Here is a 16,095-nt window from a genome sequence, read left to right as displayed (position 1 = left end):
TGAGCAGCAGGGGCACTTCGCCCGTGACATGGAACAGGGGCACGCCGACCAAAGTGCGCGGCGGATTGACCGGGGGGCGCCCCTCCGACTGTAGAATGCGGAGAAGGGTCAGGATGCTGGCCGCATAGACGTAGGCGCCGCTCGTGACCGCGCGGTGGGTCGACAGCGCCCCCCTGGCCTCGCCGGTCGAACCCGAGGTGAACAGGATCGTCGCGTCATCCTCCGGTGAGAGGTCCGGCAGCTCCGCTCCCTCGCCTTCGCCCAGCCAGTCCGCGAAAGCCCGCTCGATCGGTTGTTCGATCGCGATGGTGGCGACGTTCAGAGGCAAGTTGGTCGACGCGATGCGCTGGGCGCGCAGTTGATCGGCCAGGATCAGCGTGGGCTGGGTGAGCGCCAGCGCGTGGGCCAGTTCGCCGACCTGCCACCAACCGTTGATCAGCGTGACGATCGCACCGGCCTTGAGCGCCGCCATATACCCGACGATCCAGGCTGGGCAGTTGCGCATGGCGATGCCGACCCGGTCGCCCTTGGTAACGCCGCGCGCGACCAATGTATGGGCCAACTGGTCCGAGATCGCGTCAAGGTCGGCAAAGGTGAGCCGCTCGGCCCCCGCCACGACCGCCTCGACCGCGCCGTTCAATTCGCAGAAGACCTTGAAAAAGCCCGGCAGCGTGGCCGGGAAATTGGCGACCACCTTGCGCCCCAGCTCGTCCTGCTCGACGACGATCCGCCCACCCGGACCGGTGACCGCGGCGAGCGCCGCGTCATACTTCCGGTCGAGCTCGGACGCCGCCATTCGTCACTCCTTGGCCTTTGCTTCGCGTCACCCTATGAGGCGGCAACGGCAAGGGGAAGCCCCATGAGCGCATCACGATGAGTGCAATATTTTCGACGATCGCGGCCTCAACGGCGATCGCCTTTCCCGACCTCCATCTGTCGCCGGTCGCGCTCGACCTAGGCTTCTTTCAGTTGCGTTGGTACTCGATCGCCTATCTCGCCGGCATCTTCCTCGGCTATTGGTATCTGCTGAAGCTGCTCAAGCAGCCAGGCGCGCCAATGGCCCGCCGCCACGCCGACGACCTCGTCTTCTATGCCTCGCTGGGGATCATCTTCGGCGGCCGGCTCGGCTATGTCCTGTTCTACAATTTGCCCTTTTACCTCGCCCACCCGCTCGACATTTTGAAACTGTGGGACGGCGGGATGAGCTTCCACGGCGGGGTGATCGGCACCTCGCTCGGCATCCTCTATATTGCGCGCAAGGAAAAGCTGCCGTGGCTGCGCATCCACGATTATGTCGCGGCGTGCGTTCCCTTCGGGCTGTTGTTCGGGCGCCTCGCCAATTTCGTGAACCAGGAATTGTGGGGTGCCCCCACCACCGTGCCCTGGGCGATCCGCTTCGTCGAGCATCCCGGAGGGATCGCCACCCTCGGCCCGCCGCGCCATCCTAGCCAACTGTACGAGGCCGGACTTGAAGGCATTGTCCTGTTCGCCATCCTCGCCTTCCTGTTCTGGCGTACGCCGGCGCGCTATCAGCCGGGCAAGCTCGTCGGCGCGTTCATCTTCTTCTATGGAATCTTCCGCTTCGGCGTGGAATATATCCGCGAGCCCGATGCCCAGCTCAGCGAATTCGCCGCAGCGACCGGCCTCCATATGGGCCAGTGGCTTACCGTGCCAATGATCGTCGGCGGCCTTTATTTGATGGCCACCGCCGCCAAGCGACGCGTCCGCATCGAGCCGACCGTCGGGTCGGCCAGCGTGGCTTGAGCGGACTGGCGGACAAGCTGAAGGCGCGAATCGCCGCCGACGGCCCGATCGGGGTCGATGAGTTTATGGCCGCGGCCAACACCCATTATTACGCCACCCGCGACCCACTGGGCGCAGTGGGCGATTTCGTCACCGCGCCCGAAATCAGCCAGATGTTCGGCGAGATCGTCGGCGCCGCGCTCGCCGAAACCTGGGCACGCGCGGGGCGGCCGGGCGATGCCATCCTTGCCGAACTCGGCCCGGGGCGCGGAACGCTGGCAGCGGACGCACTTCGAGTGATGCGCAAGGCCGGGTTCGCGGGCGAAGCGCATCTGGTCGAAACCAGCCCAACACTCCGCAACGTCCAGGCTTCGCGCGTACCCAGCGCGATCTTCCATCACTCGCTCGACACTCTTCCGGATCGTCCTTTGTTGCTAGTCGGCAACGAATTTTTCGACGCTCTTCCGGTCCAGCAATGGATCGACGGCGGGGAGCGTCGCGTCGGGCACGACGGATGTCGGTTCCTCTTCACCGCCAGTGGCCCGATCGAGGAACGATCGCCCGCCCGCAGCTTGGCGGCCGAAGCAATCGGCAACCGGCTAGCCGTGCATGGTGGGGTGGCGCTGATTATCGACTACGGTTTCGCGTCGGGCGAGCGCGGCGACACCTTGCAGGCGGTCAAGAATCACCGCTTCGCCGAGCCCCTCGAGGCGCCAGGCGAGCAGGATCTGACCGCATACGTCGATTTTAGGGCCATGGCCGCGGCCGCATCGCGCGGCGGCGCGGTCGTCAGCCGCCCGGTCAGTCAGGGGACATGGCTCGAAACGCTTGGGATCGGCGCGCGGGCGATCGCGCTTGCCGCGAGAAATCCGGATCAGACCGCCGCTGTAGCCGAGGCCCGCCGCCGCCTGTGCGACGAGGACCGGATGGGGCGGCTGTTCAAGGTAATGGCATTGCGCGCGCCAGGCTGGCCCGCGGTCGCCGGGCTCGAGCCATGAACGTCGCCTACCGTACCGCAGCCCTCGCCGACGCCGATGCCTTGGCCGACTTTGGCGCGCGCACTTTCGCCAACACGTTCGGGCATCTCTATGATCCGGACGACCTAGCCATCTTCCTCAAGGCCCACACCCCGGAGTCTTGGGCCAAGGAGCTTGGCGATCCGGCGTTTGCCGTGCGCCTCGCCGAAGCGGACGGCGCGCTCGTCGGATACGCCAAGCTCGGTCCGCCGCATTTGCCGTTCGAGCCGCGCGGCGAAGCGGCGGAGCTTCGCCAGCTGTACGTGACCGAGGAGGTCAAGGGGCGAGGCGTCGCCCACACCTTGATCGAGTGGGTGATCGCCTGCGCCCGCGCCCGGCGCGCCGACCATCTCTATCTGTCGGTGTTCACCGACAATCCCCGCGCCCGCCGCTTCTACGAAAAGCTTGGCTTCGAGGCCGAGGGCACGCATCATTTCATGGTCGGCAGTCAGGCCGACGAGGACATTGTCATGCGGCTCGCCTTATGAGCCTCGATATAGTCCGCGCCGCCGCGCTCGACACCATTCCCCACGGTTTCTTTGGCCGGACCGGCGGGGTCTCTACGGGCGCGATGGCCAGCCTCAATACCGGTCTCGGCAGCGGCGACGATCCCGCCTCGGTCGAGATCAACCGCCGCCGCGCCGCCGACGCGATCCTGCCGGGCGCCCCGCTTGCCAGTGCCCATCAAATCCATTCCCCAGTCGCGGTCATTGTCGATGAGGCCCTCCCCCATGGTCGGCGTCCCCGCGCCGATGCGCTGGTTACCGACCGGCCCGGCCTGCTGCTCGGCATCGTCACCGCCGACTGCGCGCCGGTGCTGCTCGCCGACGTGGAAGCCGGGGTGGTCGGCGCTGCCCACGCGGGCTGGCGCGGCGCGATGGCCGGCGTCACCGATCAGGCGATCGCGGCGATGGTCTCGCTTGGCGCGAACATCGACCGCATCGCCGCCGCGGTCGGCCCCTGCATCGGCCTCGCCAGCTACGAGGTCGATCGGGCGTTCACGGAGCGCCTTCGGGCCGAGGACGCCGCCAATGAGCGCTTTGTGTCTGAGAGCGCAGGCAAACGGCCGCATTTCAACCTCGAAGCCTATGTCGTCTCGCGCCTGGCAGCGGCCGGGGTGCGGCAGATCGAGGCCGTCGGACTGGATACCTATGCGCTCCCAGGCCGCTTCTACAGCTATCGCCGCGCCACTCATCGCGGCGAGCCAAGCTATGGACGTCAGATCAGCCTGATCGGCCTTGCCGGGGGCAGGGCCGTGGATGGCTGACCTGATCGGCCTTGCGCCACTAGCGCCGCTATCGCACCCAAGCTAAGGCGCCCGGCAACAAGGAGAACGACGCGTGACCGACAGCCGCCGCCCGAAGGACGCCGAAACCCATATCGGCAATCACAAGCTCGACGCCTCGACGCTGATGATGGGCTATGGCTTCGATCCGGCGCTCAGCGAGGGTTCGCTGAAGCCGCCGATCTTCCTCACCTCGACCTTCGTGTTCGATTGCGCCGCCGACGGAAAGCGCTTCTTCGAAGGCATCACCGGGCGCCGTTCGGCTAGCGGCGATGGCCTGGTTTATTCGCGCTTCAACAACCCCAACCAGGAAATCCTCGAGGATCGTCTCAAAATCTGGGAAGATGCCGAAGCGTCGCTCAGCTTTTCAAGCGGCATGACGGCGATCACGACGCTATTCCTGACATTCGTCAGGCCGGGCGATGTGATCGTCCATTCGGCTCCGCTCTACGCCGCGACCGAGACGATCATCGCCAAGATTTTGAGCCAGTTCGGGGTCAAGTACGTCGACTTTCCGGCGGGCGCAGCGCGCGAGGAAATCGACGCCGCGATCGACAAGGCCAAGACGATGGGCCGCGTTTCGCTAATCTATCTCGAAAGCCCCGCTAACCCCACTAATGCCCTGGTCGATGTCGAGGCGGTCCGTGCCGCCCGCGACGCCGCGTTCGACGCCGACGCCCTCCCGCCGATTGCGATCGACAACACCTTCTTGGGCCCGCTGTGGGCGAAGCCGATCGACCAGGGCGCCGATATTTCGGTCTACAGCCTGACCAAATATGCCGGCGGCCACAGCGACCTCGTCGCCGGCGGCCTCACCGGTTCGAAGAAACTGCTCAACCAGGTGCGGTCGATCCGCAACACGATGGGCGGGATCGTCGATCCCAACACTGCCTGGATGCTGTTGCGCAGCCTCGAGACGCTCGAACTTCGCATGACCCGCGCCGGCGAGAATGCCGTGAAGGTCTGCGAATTTCTACGCGATCATCCCAAAGTCGAGCAGGTCGGCTATCTTGGGTTCCTCGATCCCGGATCGCGCCAGGCCGACATTTACCGGCGTCACTGCCTCGGCGCCGGATCGACTTTCTCGCTCTATCTGAAGGGCGGCGAGCGCGAGGCGTTCGCCTTCCTCGACACATTGAAGATCGCCCAGCTGGCGGTCAGCCTCGGCGGCACCGAAACGCTGGCGTCGGCCCCCGCGGCGATGACCCATTTGTCGGTCCCCGACGAACGCAAGGCCGCGCTGGGGATCACCGACAATCTGGTCCGCATTTCGATCGGCGTCGAGAAGGCCGAAGACCTGATCGCCGACTTCGATGCGGCATTGAACGCGATCTAGGGGGCATGTTCGACCGTCCCCTGACGGCCGAGCTTCAACCCCAGTCCTCCACTTGCCAGCCGCGCTCGGCGGCGAGCTTCCTGAGCCTATCATGGGGGTTCACTGCGACCGGCTCGTCGGCCCACTCGAATACCGGTGCATCGCTGGCATGGTCGGAATAGAAACGGACATGGCCGCGCTCGAGGCCGCTCTCCGCCAGCCATTCCGCGACCATCTTTAGCTTGGCCGGACCATAACAATTGTCGCCGTCGATCTTCGCATGAACCCGCTCGTCGAGGCCGAGGATGGAGTTGGTGCCGATGCAGTCGTTGAAGCCCAATTGTTCGGCGATTTCGCGGGCGTAAAAGCGGTAGCTGGCGGTGGCCATCACCACACGGCGCCCCTCGGCCCTGTCGCGAGCAATCGCGGCGCGCGCGCCGGGGCGGACGTTGTTGGCGAGCGTCGCGTTGGCAAAACTGTCAATGAGTAGCTTCAGTTCGGCCGGGTGCCGTTTATGCCCCAGCAACAGGCGATGGTTGATTTCCTTCAACCGCGCGCGGTCAATCGCCTTCGCGACATAGGCCAGCATCGACAGCCCCACGATCGGCAACAGCAGCAATCGCCACGGCGCGCGGTGGAGCGCGCAGTGCAGCAGAAACGGCGTATAGGTCGCGCGCCTGGTGACCGTTCGATCCATGTCGTAGATGGCAAGGTCGGTCATGCCCGCCCTTCGAGGATGGCGGTCACCAGTGCATGGTCGGCTGGCTTGTCGACATCGATCGCTGCCAGCGGATTGGCGAGCTCGACCTTGCGGATTGACAGACCGAGGCGCCGTCCGAGCGAGGCCAGCGTTTGATCAAGGGTGCGCAATCTCAGCGCTGCCCCAAGCAAGGCGACCGGCCCAAGCGCCGCGATCATCCGCCAGCCTTTCTTGCGATCCTGTTCGACCGAGCGCCACAGGCGCACGGCCGTCGCCGCCCTTGCGCTGTCGAAGGCGAACAAATTGGCGCCCGAATAAGCTCCGCCGCGAAACCGCAGCCAGGTCCGCTCGATTTGCGGCAACAGCGCATCGAGCGCCTGCTGTTCGACCAGCCCGATCGCCAGGTCGGCACCCGCCGCCCGTCCGCAGAAATCGGCGATCATCGCGGGATCGAGCAGCGCATGGTCGGCAGTGGTCACGAGCAATGGAAAGCGAGTTGTGGGATCGCTCAACATCGCCTCGATCGTCGCCGCGATGGTCGCGCCCGACGGTTCGACCGACAGGCGCTCATTGTTCGGCAGCACCCCCGCTATCCGCTCGACTTGCTGAGCCAACACTCGCACCCGGCCGACCTCGGGCGACGCCAGCAGGGCCGCCACCGGCCGCGCCACCATCGGCATCCCGTCGACAGAAATCAGCGCCTTGAGGTCAGTTCCATGCTGAGCAGCGAACTGGTCTATGCCCGGTCGCGATCCGGCCAGCACCAGCGCGGTCCAGCCAGTCATGAAAGCCAGCTAGTTACCGGAAGGCCCCGGTCGCGTCGGGCATTGGCCTTCGCCAGCCGCACGGCGTGGAAAATCAGCGACACTATCGTCCACAGCGCGACCAACTCGATGCCCAGGTCGGGCCGCCTCACCGCCAACGCGGCGACCAGGATCACCATGTTGGGGTTGCGCCGCGCGGTGATCAGCCGGAATCGGCTGTCGATCGGCTTCCACACATGGATGTGCATTCCGAAACGGCGCATGAAAATGCCTTCGATCACGCGCTGGGCGACGTAGCCCAAAACGATCGCGCCGACGATCAACAGCTCGAACACCCGCTCGAACGGCCGCCCGTACGCCGCCAGCCCCTCGGACCACGCCCACCACCAGAAGGGTGGATGGATCAAATCGATGCCATGGTCGAACACATTGCCCCATTTCGACGACTGACCGGTGCAGCGCGCCAACTTACCGTCGACCGTGTCGAGCACCATGAAGCCGAACGACGCCGCTACCCCGGTCCAATACCAACCCTGGTAGAAGAGGAAGAAGGCGGCGACGCACAAGGCCGCGCCGACCGCAGTCACAATGTTGGGCGACAATCCCGCTCGCGCCGCCCAGCGCGTCAGGTAGAAGGCCGAGCGCCGCCACAAATAAAGCGTCAGCGCGTCGGTCACCCCCTTGTAGCTAGCGTCGTAGGCGGCCCGCTCGACCGGCTCCGGGTCGGCCGGGTCCAGCTTCATCACAAATGGCCGCTCGCGCTTGCGCAGCTGGTGGTTGCTGATCTCGGCCTGCTCCGGGTCGAGCGCCTCATAACCTTCGCCCGACCAGCGTCCGTTCCGCATCGCGTCGACCACGGTCCCGGCGTTGCCGTCCGACGGCACGTGAACCAGAACAGTCGCCCCGTCGGCGACCAACCGCGCGCCGGGCCGCCGCTCAATCACGCCCAGCCAAACTGGATCCCAGGTGTAGGCAAGGTCGGCAATAATTGCTGATCGCCCAGGCTCGGCACTGTCGGCCGGCTCCAAGCCAGCTTGGGCCGCTAGCGCCCGCGCACGGTCGGCCGCGTCCATTCCAAAGGCCCGCGCCTCATTGGCTCCGACCGTCAGGAACAGCGGCCGCAGGCCGACGGGGGGATCACTCGTCATCGAACGCCGCTATAAGCCAACAGCTCTGGCAGCAAAGGGGCAAATCGTTCGGGCTTGCCGCTGGCAATCAATTCGAGCAGGGTCCGCTACCATGGGGGCTGCGACCACCTCGACCGAATCCGGCACCGACCGGGATGCGTTCCGCTGCGTCGGGTCGCTGACCATCGCGCGCGTCGGCTCGATCCAGCGCCAACTCGCCGAGGCTCCCGACCCGCTGACCATCGACTTGAGCGGCGTCGAGAAGATCGACACGGTCGGTGCCTGGCTGATCCACCGCACCGTGCGCGATCGCGGGGCGAAGGTAGTCGGCGCTTCGAAGGACGTTCAGGGCCTGCTCGAGCAAGTCGCCGAGGCCGACCACCCCGCGCGAATCCGCCCCGAGGAGCGCACTGGCCCCACAAAGACGCTCGACGAGCTGGGGCTTTGGGTATCGGAAACCGGCAAGACCCTGGTTGGTTTGGTCGGTTTCCTCGGTGCGGTCCTGGTCGCCTTCGCCGCGATTGCCCGTCGCCCAAAGCGGTTTCGTATCAACGCCGTCATTCAGCGGTTCGACCTTGTCGGAGTGCGCGCGCTCGGCATCATCGGGCTGATGACCTTCCTGATCGGCGTCGTCATCGGACAGCAGGGCGCGGTCCAGCTGCAGCAGTTCGGTGCCGAAGTCTACACGATCAACCTGATCGGCCGAATCTCGGTGCGCGAGCTGGCGACGCTGATGACCGCCATCATGGTCGCCGGCCGTTCCGGTTCGGCCTTCGCCGCTCAGATCGGGACGATGAAGATCACCGAAGAAGTCGACGCGATGCGCACCATCGGCGTCTCGCCGATCGAGGCGCTGGTCGTGCCGCGAATGCTGGCGGCGATCGTGATGATGCCGCTGCTCGCATTTTTCGCCATGATCATGTCGCTTCTGGGTGGCGGAATTTTCGTTTGGGTTTCGCTCGGCATTCCGCCTTCGACCTATATCCAGCGGCTGCAAGAAGTCGTCCCGATGTCCGACCTGTGGGTCGGCTTGATCAAGGCGCCGGTGTTTGGCTTCATCATCGCCCTGGCCGGCTGCTTTCAGGGCATGCTGGTCCAAGGCAATAGCGAGGAGGTTGGCTCCCGCACGACCAACGCGGTTGTCCAGTCAATCTTTCTGGTGATCGTGCTCGACGCGGTATTCGCCGTGTTCTTTTCCTCGGTTGGCTGGGCATGAGCGACGACACGATCATCACCGTCCGCGGACTCAAGAATGCGTTTGGCGAACAGGTCATCCACGACGGCCTCGATCTCGACGTCCGGCGCGGAGAGATTCTCGGCGTGGTCGGCGGGTCGGGGACCGGCAAGTCGGTACTAATGCGCTCGATCATCGGGTTGCAGGTTCCGCTTGCCGGCGAAATCGAGGTACTCGGCGAGACGATGATCGGGCGCGAAGAGGATGAGGCAAAGAACATCCGCCGCCGCTGGGGCGTCCTGTTCCAGAATGGCGCGCTTTTCTCGACGCTGACCGTGGCGGAGAATGTCGAGGTCCCGATCCACGAGTATTTCCCCTTCATCAAACCGCCGCTGCTTGACGAGATCGCCAGCTACAAGATCGCCATGTCGGGCCTCGAAGCCGACGCCGGGCCCAAATTTCCCTCTGAACTGTCGGGCGGGATGAGGAAACGTGCCGGCCTTGCCCGCGCCTTGGCGCTCGATCCCGAACTGCTGTTTCTCGACGAGCCGACCGCCGGCCTTGATCCGATCGGCGCCGCCGCGTTCGACGAATTGATCGAGGGATTAAAGCAAAAGCTTGAACTGACCGTGTTCCTCATCACCCACGACCTCGACACGCTGTGGGCAATCTGCGACCGAGTCGCGGTGATTGCCGATAAAAAGGTGATCGCGGTTGGAACGATTGAAGAATTGCTCGCATTGGACCATCCTTGGATCCAGGAATATTTTAACGGGCCCCGCGGACGCGCCGCCGTCGCCGGGCTGAAGGGGCAGTAAGCGCCGATGGAAACGCGTTCGAACCATGTGCTCGTCGGCACCGTCACCCTTGTCCTCTTGGCTGGGCTGCTATTGTTCATCGTCTGGCTCGCCGGCCTGTCGAACAGCGCCACCAAATGTTTCGACATTTATTTCAGCCAGGGAGTCGGTGGCCTGAACAAGGGCTCGGCGGTCAATTTCCAGGGAGTCCCGGTCGGCCAGATCGAAAAGATCAGTTTGCTGCCCGAACGGCCCGAATTCGTCTGGGTCCGGGTCACGGTCGATGCGCAAACCCCGATTCTCCAGGGTACCACCGCCCAGATCAAGGGGGTCGGCTTCACCGGGGTCAGCGAGATTGCGCTGGAAGGCGCAGTCAAGGGCGCTCGGGCGCTGCAGCAGTTGGGGCCCCAGGGCTGCCCGGTGATCCCGGCCAGCTCGGGCGGTCTCGGCGCGCTTTTGAACTCGGCACCGGAGCTGATCGACCGCATCCAGCGCCTTACCGAGCGCCTCACCGAGTTGCTCAGCGACAAGAACCAGAATTCGATCGCCGACATCCTCGAGAATGTCGACAAGACGACGCGGGTTCTCGCCGAGCGCGCGCCCGATCTCGCCGACGCAATGAGAGATGCCAGGATTGCCGCTCAGAATGCGGGCATCGCCGCGCAGCGTGTCGGCATCCTCGCCGATTCGACCAACCGCCTGGTCAACGAGCAGGGCAAACCCGCCGCCCAGGATTTGCGCAAGGCCATCGCCGGAGTGCAGCGCGCGACTGACAATCTCGATGCGATGATCGCCGATGCGCGGCCGGGCATTCAAAATCTGACCAAGTCGACGCTGCCCGAAGCCAACCGACTGGTGCGCGATCTGCGCGACCTGTCGGGCTCGCTCAGCCAATTCTCCGACCGCCTCAACAATGACGGCGCGCTGGGGGTGCTCGGCCCCGAGAAGCTGCCCGACTATAAGCCTGGAAAGACCAAATGATGCGCACGTCCCGCCGGTTGCTGATCGCCTTGGGCACGCTGTCACTCGCCGCCTGCTTCGGCGGCAAGAAGGTCCCGCCGACGCTGCTTACCCTGACCAGCGTCGCTCCCGCTCCGGCCAGCATTGCGCGCAGCGCAGCGCCTGGCGAAGCGCTGACCATCGACGTTCCGGTAATCCCCAAGGAACTCTCGACGACCCGCGTCCCGGCGCTCGTCGGCCCGACCGCGGTCGCTTATGTCACCAATTTGCAATGGGTCGAAAGCCCCGACAAGCTATTCCAGAACCTGCTCCAGGAAACGACCAAGCGGACTACGAGTCGCGTCGTGCTCGATCCGCGCCAAGCGACGCTCGACCCGGGCCTGAACTTGAGCGGAACGCTATCGCGCTTCGGCTATGATACGCAGACCGGCGCGGTCGTCGTGCGCTATGACGGCGCGCTGTCGAGCGCGGGCGGGACGCGCGTCGAAACCCGCCGCTTCGAAGCAAGCGTTCCCGCCGACGGCACCGCGGCGACGGTCGGCCCGGCGCTCAACGCCGCCGCCAACCAGGTCGCGGCCGAAGTCGCGAACTGGATCGGCGGCCGCCCCTAAGCCAAGCTCTTCGACGCCTGCTCGAACACGTCTCTCGATAGACCCGGCGTCCCCACAATTCGCTCCAATTCGGCGCGCATCAGGTCGGCTCGCCTGGGCTCCATCCGCCGCCAACGACCGAATACCGGCACTTGCCGCGCCGCGACCTGCGGATTGAGTTTGTCGGCCGCGATAATCATCTCAGCGACAAAACCATAGCCACGGCCCGAGGCATCGTGGAACGCCATCTGGTTGGCAGCAAGATTGCCGACCAGCGCGCGCCAGCGGTTGGGGTTCTTGAGCGTGAAGTCGGCATGCGCCGCTAGCCGTTCGACCACGTCGAGAGTGTCGCCGCGCATCGCCGCCGCCTGCAGCGCGAACCATTTGTCGAGCACTAGCGTGTCGCCGCGGTAGCGCTCGTAAAAATCGGCGAACGCGGCCTCGCGATCGGCCCTCTCGAGGCTGGCGAGCACTGCGAGCGCGCCTTGCCGGTCGGTCATATTGTCGGCCGCGTCATATTGCGCCTTGCCGAGCGCTCCACCGCGAGCAGGATCGCCCGCTGCAAGCAGCGAGAGCGCCACGGTCTTCAGGCGGCGAACGCCCTTGGCGCTGGGCGATAGGTCGCTACCTGGGGCGCTCGCCGATTGGGCAGCGGTGAGATCGTCGACCAGCGCGACGCCCACCGCCTGGCGCAGCGTCTCTCGGCTCGCGTGAATGGCGTCAGGGTCGACGATTGCCATTCGGTCGCCGATCAGGCTTTCCGAGGGCATGGTCAGCGCCTCGCCCTTGAAGGCGGGATCGAGCGCGTTGGAGCACAGCGTGCCGCGCATCGCCTCGATCACCGGCGCTCGATTGACTTCTTCACCTGCTGCGACGGCAATGAGCGCGCGCAGCATAAGCTCCTGCCCCGCCTCGTAGCGCGCAAAAGGGTTGGGATCGACCGCCGCTAACCGCTCGAGCTCGCCCCCGCGGCGCGTTACGTCGAGGATCACCGGTGCCGAAAAATCGCGGTTGATCGACAGCAGGGGCACCTCGCCCACATTCCCAAAGTCGACGCTGACCTCCCCTGAATCGAGCAAGATCAGCTGCTCCTCGCCCAGCGCCGTGCCGCTTTCCGCGCCGAGCAGGGCAACCTTTAGCGGTACCACCATCGGCGCCTTGCCTGTCTGGCCGGGCGCATCGGGCACCGCCTGCGTCAACGTCAGGATAGCCTTCGCGGCTGCCGCGTCATGGTCGAGCCTCGCGGTGACGCGGGGCGTTCCCGCCTGGCTGTACCACAAGCGGAATTGCCCAAGATCGGCCCCGCTGGCATCCTCCATCGCGGTGACGAAATCCTCGCATGTCGCGGCCTCGCCATCGTGCCGCTCGAAATAAAGGTCGCTGCCTTTCCGGAACGCGTCCGCGCCCAAAATCGTGTGCATCATGCGGATGACTTCGGCGCCCTTATTGTAGACCGTCGCGGTGTAGAAGTTGGTAATCTCGATATAGGAGTCGGGCCGCACGGAGTGCGCCAGCGGGCCGGAATCCTCGGGGAACTGCGCTGACCGGAGCAGGCGCACATCGTCGATCCGCTTGACCGCTTCGGACCCGATATCGGCCGAAAAGCTCTGGTCGCGAAACACGGTGAAGCCTTCTTTCAACGATAGCTGAAACCAGTCGCGGCAGGTCACCCGGTCGCCCGACCAATTGTGGAAATATTCATGGCCGACGACCCCGGCGATGGCGTCGAAATCGGCATCGGTCGCGGTGTCCTGGTCGGCCAGGACGAAGCGCGAGTTGAAGATGTTGAGGCCTTTATTCTCCATCGCGCCGAAGTTGAAATCGTCGACCGCGACGATGTTGAAACGATCGAGGTCATATTCGCGGCCGTACGCTCGCTCGTCCCAAGCCATCGCCTGTTTGAGGCTGGTCATCGCGTGCGCAGTACGCGGCAAATCCGCTTCGCGCACCCAGATGCCGAGATCGACCTTGCGCCCGCTCATGGTGGTGAAGCTGTCGCGGTTGGGCGACAGGTCGCCGGCCACCATCGCGAACAAATAGGAGGGCTTTGGGAAGGGGTCGTGCCATTCCGCCCAATGAGTGCCGCCTTCGCCGTCACCGCTGTCGACGAGGTTGCCGTTGGCGAGCAGCACCGGATAGCGCGCCTTGTCGGCGCTCATCCGCACCCGATAGACCGACAGCACGTCGGGCCGGTCGGGATGGAAGGTAATGCGCCGAAATCCCTCGCTTTCGCATTGAGTGCAGAGCATCCCTCCCGAAGCGTAGAGGCCCATCAGCCGGCTGTTCGCGGTGGGCGCCAACTCGACCTCGGTCTCGATCGTCGCCCTGGCCGAACCGAGCTCGATCACCAGCGAGCCGCGGTCCATCGTCCAGCGCGCCTCGCCGCCATCAACATGAACCGTCAGCGGCTCCAACCCGTCTCCCGCCAGCCGCAACGGTCGGTCATGATCGCCGTTACGCGCGACATTGAGTGTCGATCGGACCCGCGTCCGCGCCTCGTCGAGCAAGACATCGAGCGCGACCTCGCTCACCCACCAGTCAGGTGGTTGATAATCCTTGCGATGAATGGCGACATGCTCCGGCGCGGGCGGAGCTTCGGGATTGAGGCGGGCATCGTACATGGCGGCGACGCCTAAGGGCTGGCGCTGCTCGGCGCAACGCCCCGATCATCATTCAGCCTGCATCGGGCGCCGCCGCGGGCAATGGTCGCCGCCGCCCGACCAGCGCGACCAGCATTCCGCCGATCGCCAGCGCGCCGCCGGCAATCGACAGCGTGCTCCACGAATAGCCCTCGAACATTGTCGACAGGCCCATCGCGATGATCGGCACCAGCACGCTCGAATATGCGGCCTTGCCGGGGCCGATCTTGCGCACCACGGGAAAATAGAGGCTGAAGCACAGCACCGAGGCGGCCAACGCAAGATAGAGCAGGCCTAGCCAATAGCTCGGGCGGGGATCGAAGGTTGGCGGCCCGGCGACGGCCAGCGCGATTACCGCGTCGATCGCCGCCCCAATCGCCATCGACCAGGCGAGCAGCGCGAACAGCGGATGGCGTCGTGCCTCTTCCCCCGCCTGATAGACATTGGCCGCTGACGCGCCGAGCAGTCCGACTAGTGTCAGTCCCAACCCGATCCCAATCTGGCCTGCCGCAGCGGGACTGGTTCGCAGCTCATGCATGAACAGCAGCCCAATCCCGGAGGCCGCGACCGCTCCGGCGGTGAGAAAACGGGCACTCGGTTTCTGCCCGAGGAAGCCCCAGGCAAGCAGGCTGTTGGGGATTAGCAGCAGTGCGAACACCGTCGCCACGACGCCCGACGTGATGAACCGTTCGGCGAGATAGACGCCGTTGAAGTTCAGGCAAAATTGCGTGAAGCCAATGATGCTGGCCGCGATCAGCCCGCCGCGATCCATCTTGAGCGAATGCCCCCGCCACAGCGCCACCACCGCCATTGCCACCGCGGCAATGGCGAAGCGGTAGGCGACGGACCATTGCGGCGAAACCACGCCAAGCTGACCCCGAATGACGATCCAGGTCGAGCTCCACACCAGTGTGAAGATGATGAATGGAATGATGATAGACGCATCGATTCGGACAGCGGCCCGTGGCTCTTCCCGGCTCAAAGCGCGGCGATCGCCGCGGCCAGCCGGCCAACCGCTTCCATGTCCTGGTTCCAGCTAGTCACGAGCCGCACCTCGCCGGGCGCCCAGTCGTAGAAGTCGAAGCCTTGGGCGCGCAGCGCCACCGCTTCGTTTGCTGTCATGCGCACGAACAGCTCATTGGCTTCGACCGGATGGACCAGCCGTTCCTGCCCCGCGCCTTCGGCCAACGCGGCCGCGGCGGCATTGGCGGCGCGCGCGTTGGTCAGCCACAAATCATCCTCGATCATCGCCAGCAGCTGCGCGGCGAGGAAGCGGCCCTTCGACTGGAGGTGGCCCGCGCGCTTGAGCATCCGTCGCGCATTTGTCGCCCGCTCGGGTCCGAAGAAGATTAGCGCCTCGGCGTTAATCCCGCCATTCTTGACGAAGCCGAACGACAGCGCGTCGACCCCCGCGCGCCAAGTCAGTTCGGCCGGCGTCTCGCCGGTGAAGGCGACGGCGTTCGCGAAGCGCGCCCCGTCCATGTGCAGCCCCAAGCCGCGGCGTTTCGCCTCGGCACCGATCGCCGCAACCTCCGCGGCGCGATAGGATAGCCCATATTCGGTAGCGTTGGTGATCGAGATCGCGGCCGGCTGGACCTGGTGAACGTCGGGGCGAATCCGCTCGCACAGGTCGACGATCGCGGCCGGCGCGATCTTGGCGCCCGCCCCGCCCAGCAGCATCAACTTGGCGCCGTGGGTGTAGAAGCCGGGCGCGCCGCCCTCGTCGACCTCGATATGGGCGTCCCGGTGACAGATCACCGCGCCGGTCGGCGGGCACATCGCAGCGAGCGCAAGGCAGTTGGCGGCGGTTCCTGTGGCGACCCACAGCGCCGCGACCTTGGTTTCGAACAGGGTCGAAAAGGCGGCGTCGAGCCGCTGGCTCCAGGCGTCGCCGTCATAAGGGATATCGACCCGGTTGGCGTCGCCCAACGCGCGCATCACCTGCGGGCAGGCGAGGGCAGCATTATCCGAGAAGAAGCGCACTC

At 65.3% G+C, this 16,095-nt stretch carries 16 protein-coding genes; 9 read left to right on the top strand and 7 right to left on the bottom strand.

What is annotated here, in order from left to right:
• On the bottom strand, window positions 1–796 hold a 796-nt coding region (locus H0W65_RS04675), incomplete at its 3' end, for an AMP-binding protein (protein ID WP_294004489.1).
• 77 nt (window positions 797–873) lie between these two features.
• Between H0W65_RS04675 and lgt the strand changes: the two genes are divergently transcribed.
• The 5 genes from lgt to H0W65_RS04650 all read left to right on the top strand — a co-directional run bounded on the left by lgt (window position 874) and on the right by H0W65_RS04650 (window position 5,380).
• On the top strand, window positions 874–1,764 hold the full coding sequence (lgt, locus tag H0W65_RS04670; RefSeq protein ID WP_294004486.1) for a prolipoprotein diacylglyceryl transferase: 891 nt from the start codon (window positions 874–876) through the stop codon (window positions 1,762–1,764).
• Entirely contained in the window at window positions 1,761–2,741 is a 981-nt protein-coding gene (locus tag H0W65_RS04665; protein WP_367120124.1) for a class I SAM-dependent methyltransferase, read from the top strand. The genes lgt and H0W65_RS04665 overlap by 4 nt, the downstream gene beginning before the upstream one ends.
• Window positions 2,738–3,247, top strand: a complete 510-nt coding sequence (locus H0W65_RS04660) for a GNAT family N-acetyltransferase (protein WP_294004483.1) — start codon at window positions 2,738–2,740, stop codon at window positions 3,245–3,247. Before H0W65_RS04665 ends, H0W65_RS04660 begins: the two co-directional genes overlap by 4 nt.
• Window positions 3,244–4,026 (top strand): peptidoglycan editing factor PgeF, encoded by a 783-nt coding sequence (gene pgeF, locus H0W65_RS04655; RefSeq protein WP_294004480.1) that lies wholly within the window; start codon window positions 3,244–3,246, stop codon window positions 4,024–4,026. The genes H0W65_RS04660 and pgeF overlap by 4 nt, the downstream gene beginning before the upstream one ends.
• 73 nt (window positions 4,027–4,099) lie before the next feature.
• Window positions 4,100–5,380: a cystathionine gamma-synthase family protein gene (locus H0W65_RS04650; protein WP_294004478.1), complete on the top strand. Its 1,281-nt coding sequence runs from the start codon at window positions 4,100–4,102 to the stop codon at window positions 5,378–5,380.
• Between the two features lie 34 nt (window positions 5,381–5,414).
• Here H0W65_RS04650 and H0W65_RS04645 read toward each other — a convergent pair whose 3' ends face one another.
• Genes H0W65_RS04645 through H0W65_RS04635 form a run of 3 tightly spaced genes read right to left on the bottom strand, consistent with a single transcriptional unit; the run spans window position 5,415 to window position 7,971 of the window.
• The gene (locus tag H0W65_RS04645; protein ID WP_294004476.1) at window positions 5,415–6,080 is read right to left on the bottom strand and encodes an HAD family phosphatase; all 666 of its coding nucleotides are present in this window, start codon (window positions 6,078–6,080) and stop codon (window positions 5,415–5,417) included.
• Entirely contained in the window at window positions 6,077–6,844 is a 768-nt protein-coding gene (locus H0W65_RS04640; protein WP_294004474.1) for an NTP transferase domain-containing protein, read from the bottom strand. The genes H0W65_RS04645 and H0W65_RS04640 overlap by 4 nt, the downstream gene beginning before the upstream one ends.
• Window positions 6,841–7,971, bottom strand: a complete 1,131-nt coding sequence (locus H0W65_RS04635) for a CDP-alcohol phosphatidyltransferase family protein (RefSeq protein WP_294004471.1) — start codon at window positions 7,969–7,971, stop codon at window positions 6,841–6,843. The genes H0W65_RS04640 and H0W65_RS04635 overlap by 4 nt, the downstream gene beginning before the upstream one ends.
• A gap of 91 nt (window positions 7,972–8,062) precedes the next feature.
• Between H0W65_RS04635 and H0W65_RS04630 the strand changes: the two genes are divergently transcribed.
• From H0W65_RS04630 to H0W65_RS04615, 4 genes are read left to right on the top strand one after another with little or no spacing between them, the layout of a single operon-like run.
• Entirely contained in the window at window positions 8,063–9,166 is a 1,104-nt protein-coding gene (locus H0W65_RS04630; protein ID WP_294004468.1) for an MlaE family lipid ABC transporter permease subunit, read from the top strand.
• Window positions 9,163–9,942, top strand: a complete 780-nt coding sequence (locus H0W65_RS04625; protein WP_294004465.1) for an ABC transporter ATP-binding protein — start codon at window positions 9,163–9,165, stop codon at window positions 9,940–9,942. The genes H0W65_RS04630 and H0W65_RS04625 overlap by 4 nt, the downstream gene beginning before the upstream one ends.
• 6 nt (window positions 9,943–9,948) lie before the next feature.
• Window positions 9,949–10,902, top strand: coding sequence for an MlaD family protein (locus H0W65_RS04620; protein ID WP_294004463.1), 954 nt, complete (start codon window positions 9,949–9,951; stop codon window positions 10,900–10,902).
• Complete coding sequence (locus H0W65_RS04615) at window positions 10,899–11,492, top strand: ABC-type transport auxiliary lipoprotein family protein (RefSeq protein ID WP_294004460.1); 594 nt, start codon at window positions 10,899–10,901, stop codon at window positions 11,490–11,492. Before H0W65_RS04620 ends, H0W65_RS04615 begins: the two co-directional genes overlap by 4 nt.
• On the opposite strand, the gene pepN is transcribed toward H0W65_RS04615, so the two are convergent.
• The 3 genes from pepN to H0W65_RS04600 are packed head-to-tail and all read right to left on the bottom strand — an operon-like array spanning window position 11,489 to window position 16,093.
• Window positions 11,489–14,092, bottom strand: coding sequence for an aminopeptidase N (gene pepN, locus H0W65_RS04610; RefSeq protein WP_294004457.1), 2,604 nt, complete (start codon window positions 14,090–14,092; stop codon window positions 11,489–11,491). The genes H0W65_RS04615 and pepN overlap by 4 nt on opposite strands.
• A gap of 52 nt (window positions 14,093–14,144) precedes the next feature.
• Complete coding sequence (locus tag H0W65_RS04605; protein WP_294004454.1) at window positions 14,145–15,092, bottom strand: DMT family transporter; 948 nt, start codon at window positions 15,090–15,092, stop codon at window positions 14,145–14,147.
• A complete protein-coding gene (locus H0W65_RS04600) occupies window positions 15,089–16,093 on the bottom strand; it encodes a low specificity L-threonine aldolase (RefSeq protein ID WP_294004495.1) in 1,005 nt (334 codons plus the stop codon). Before H0W65_RS04600 ends, H0W65_RS04605 begins: the two co-directional genes overlap by 4 nt.
• Between the last annotated feature and the right edge of the window lie 2 nt (window positions 16,094–16,095).

This window comes from Sphingomonas sp. (assembly GCF_013816785.1).
GTDB lineage: Bacteria > Pseudomonadota > Alphaproteobacteria > Sphingomonadales > Sphingomonadaceae > Sphingomicrobium.
The sequence above is the reverse complement of the archived record's forward strand: the minus strand, read 5'-3'. Positions and strand labels throughout refer to the sequence as shown.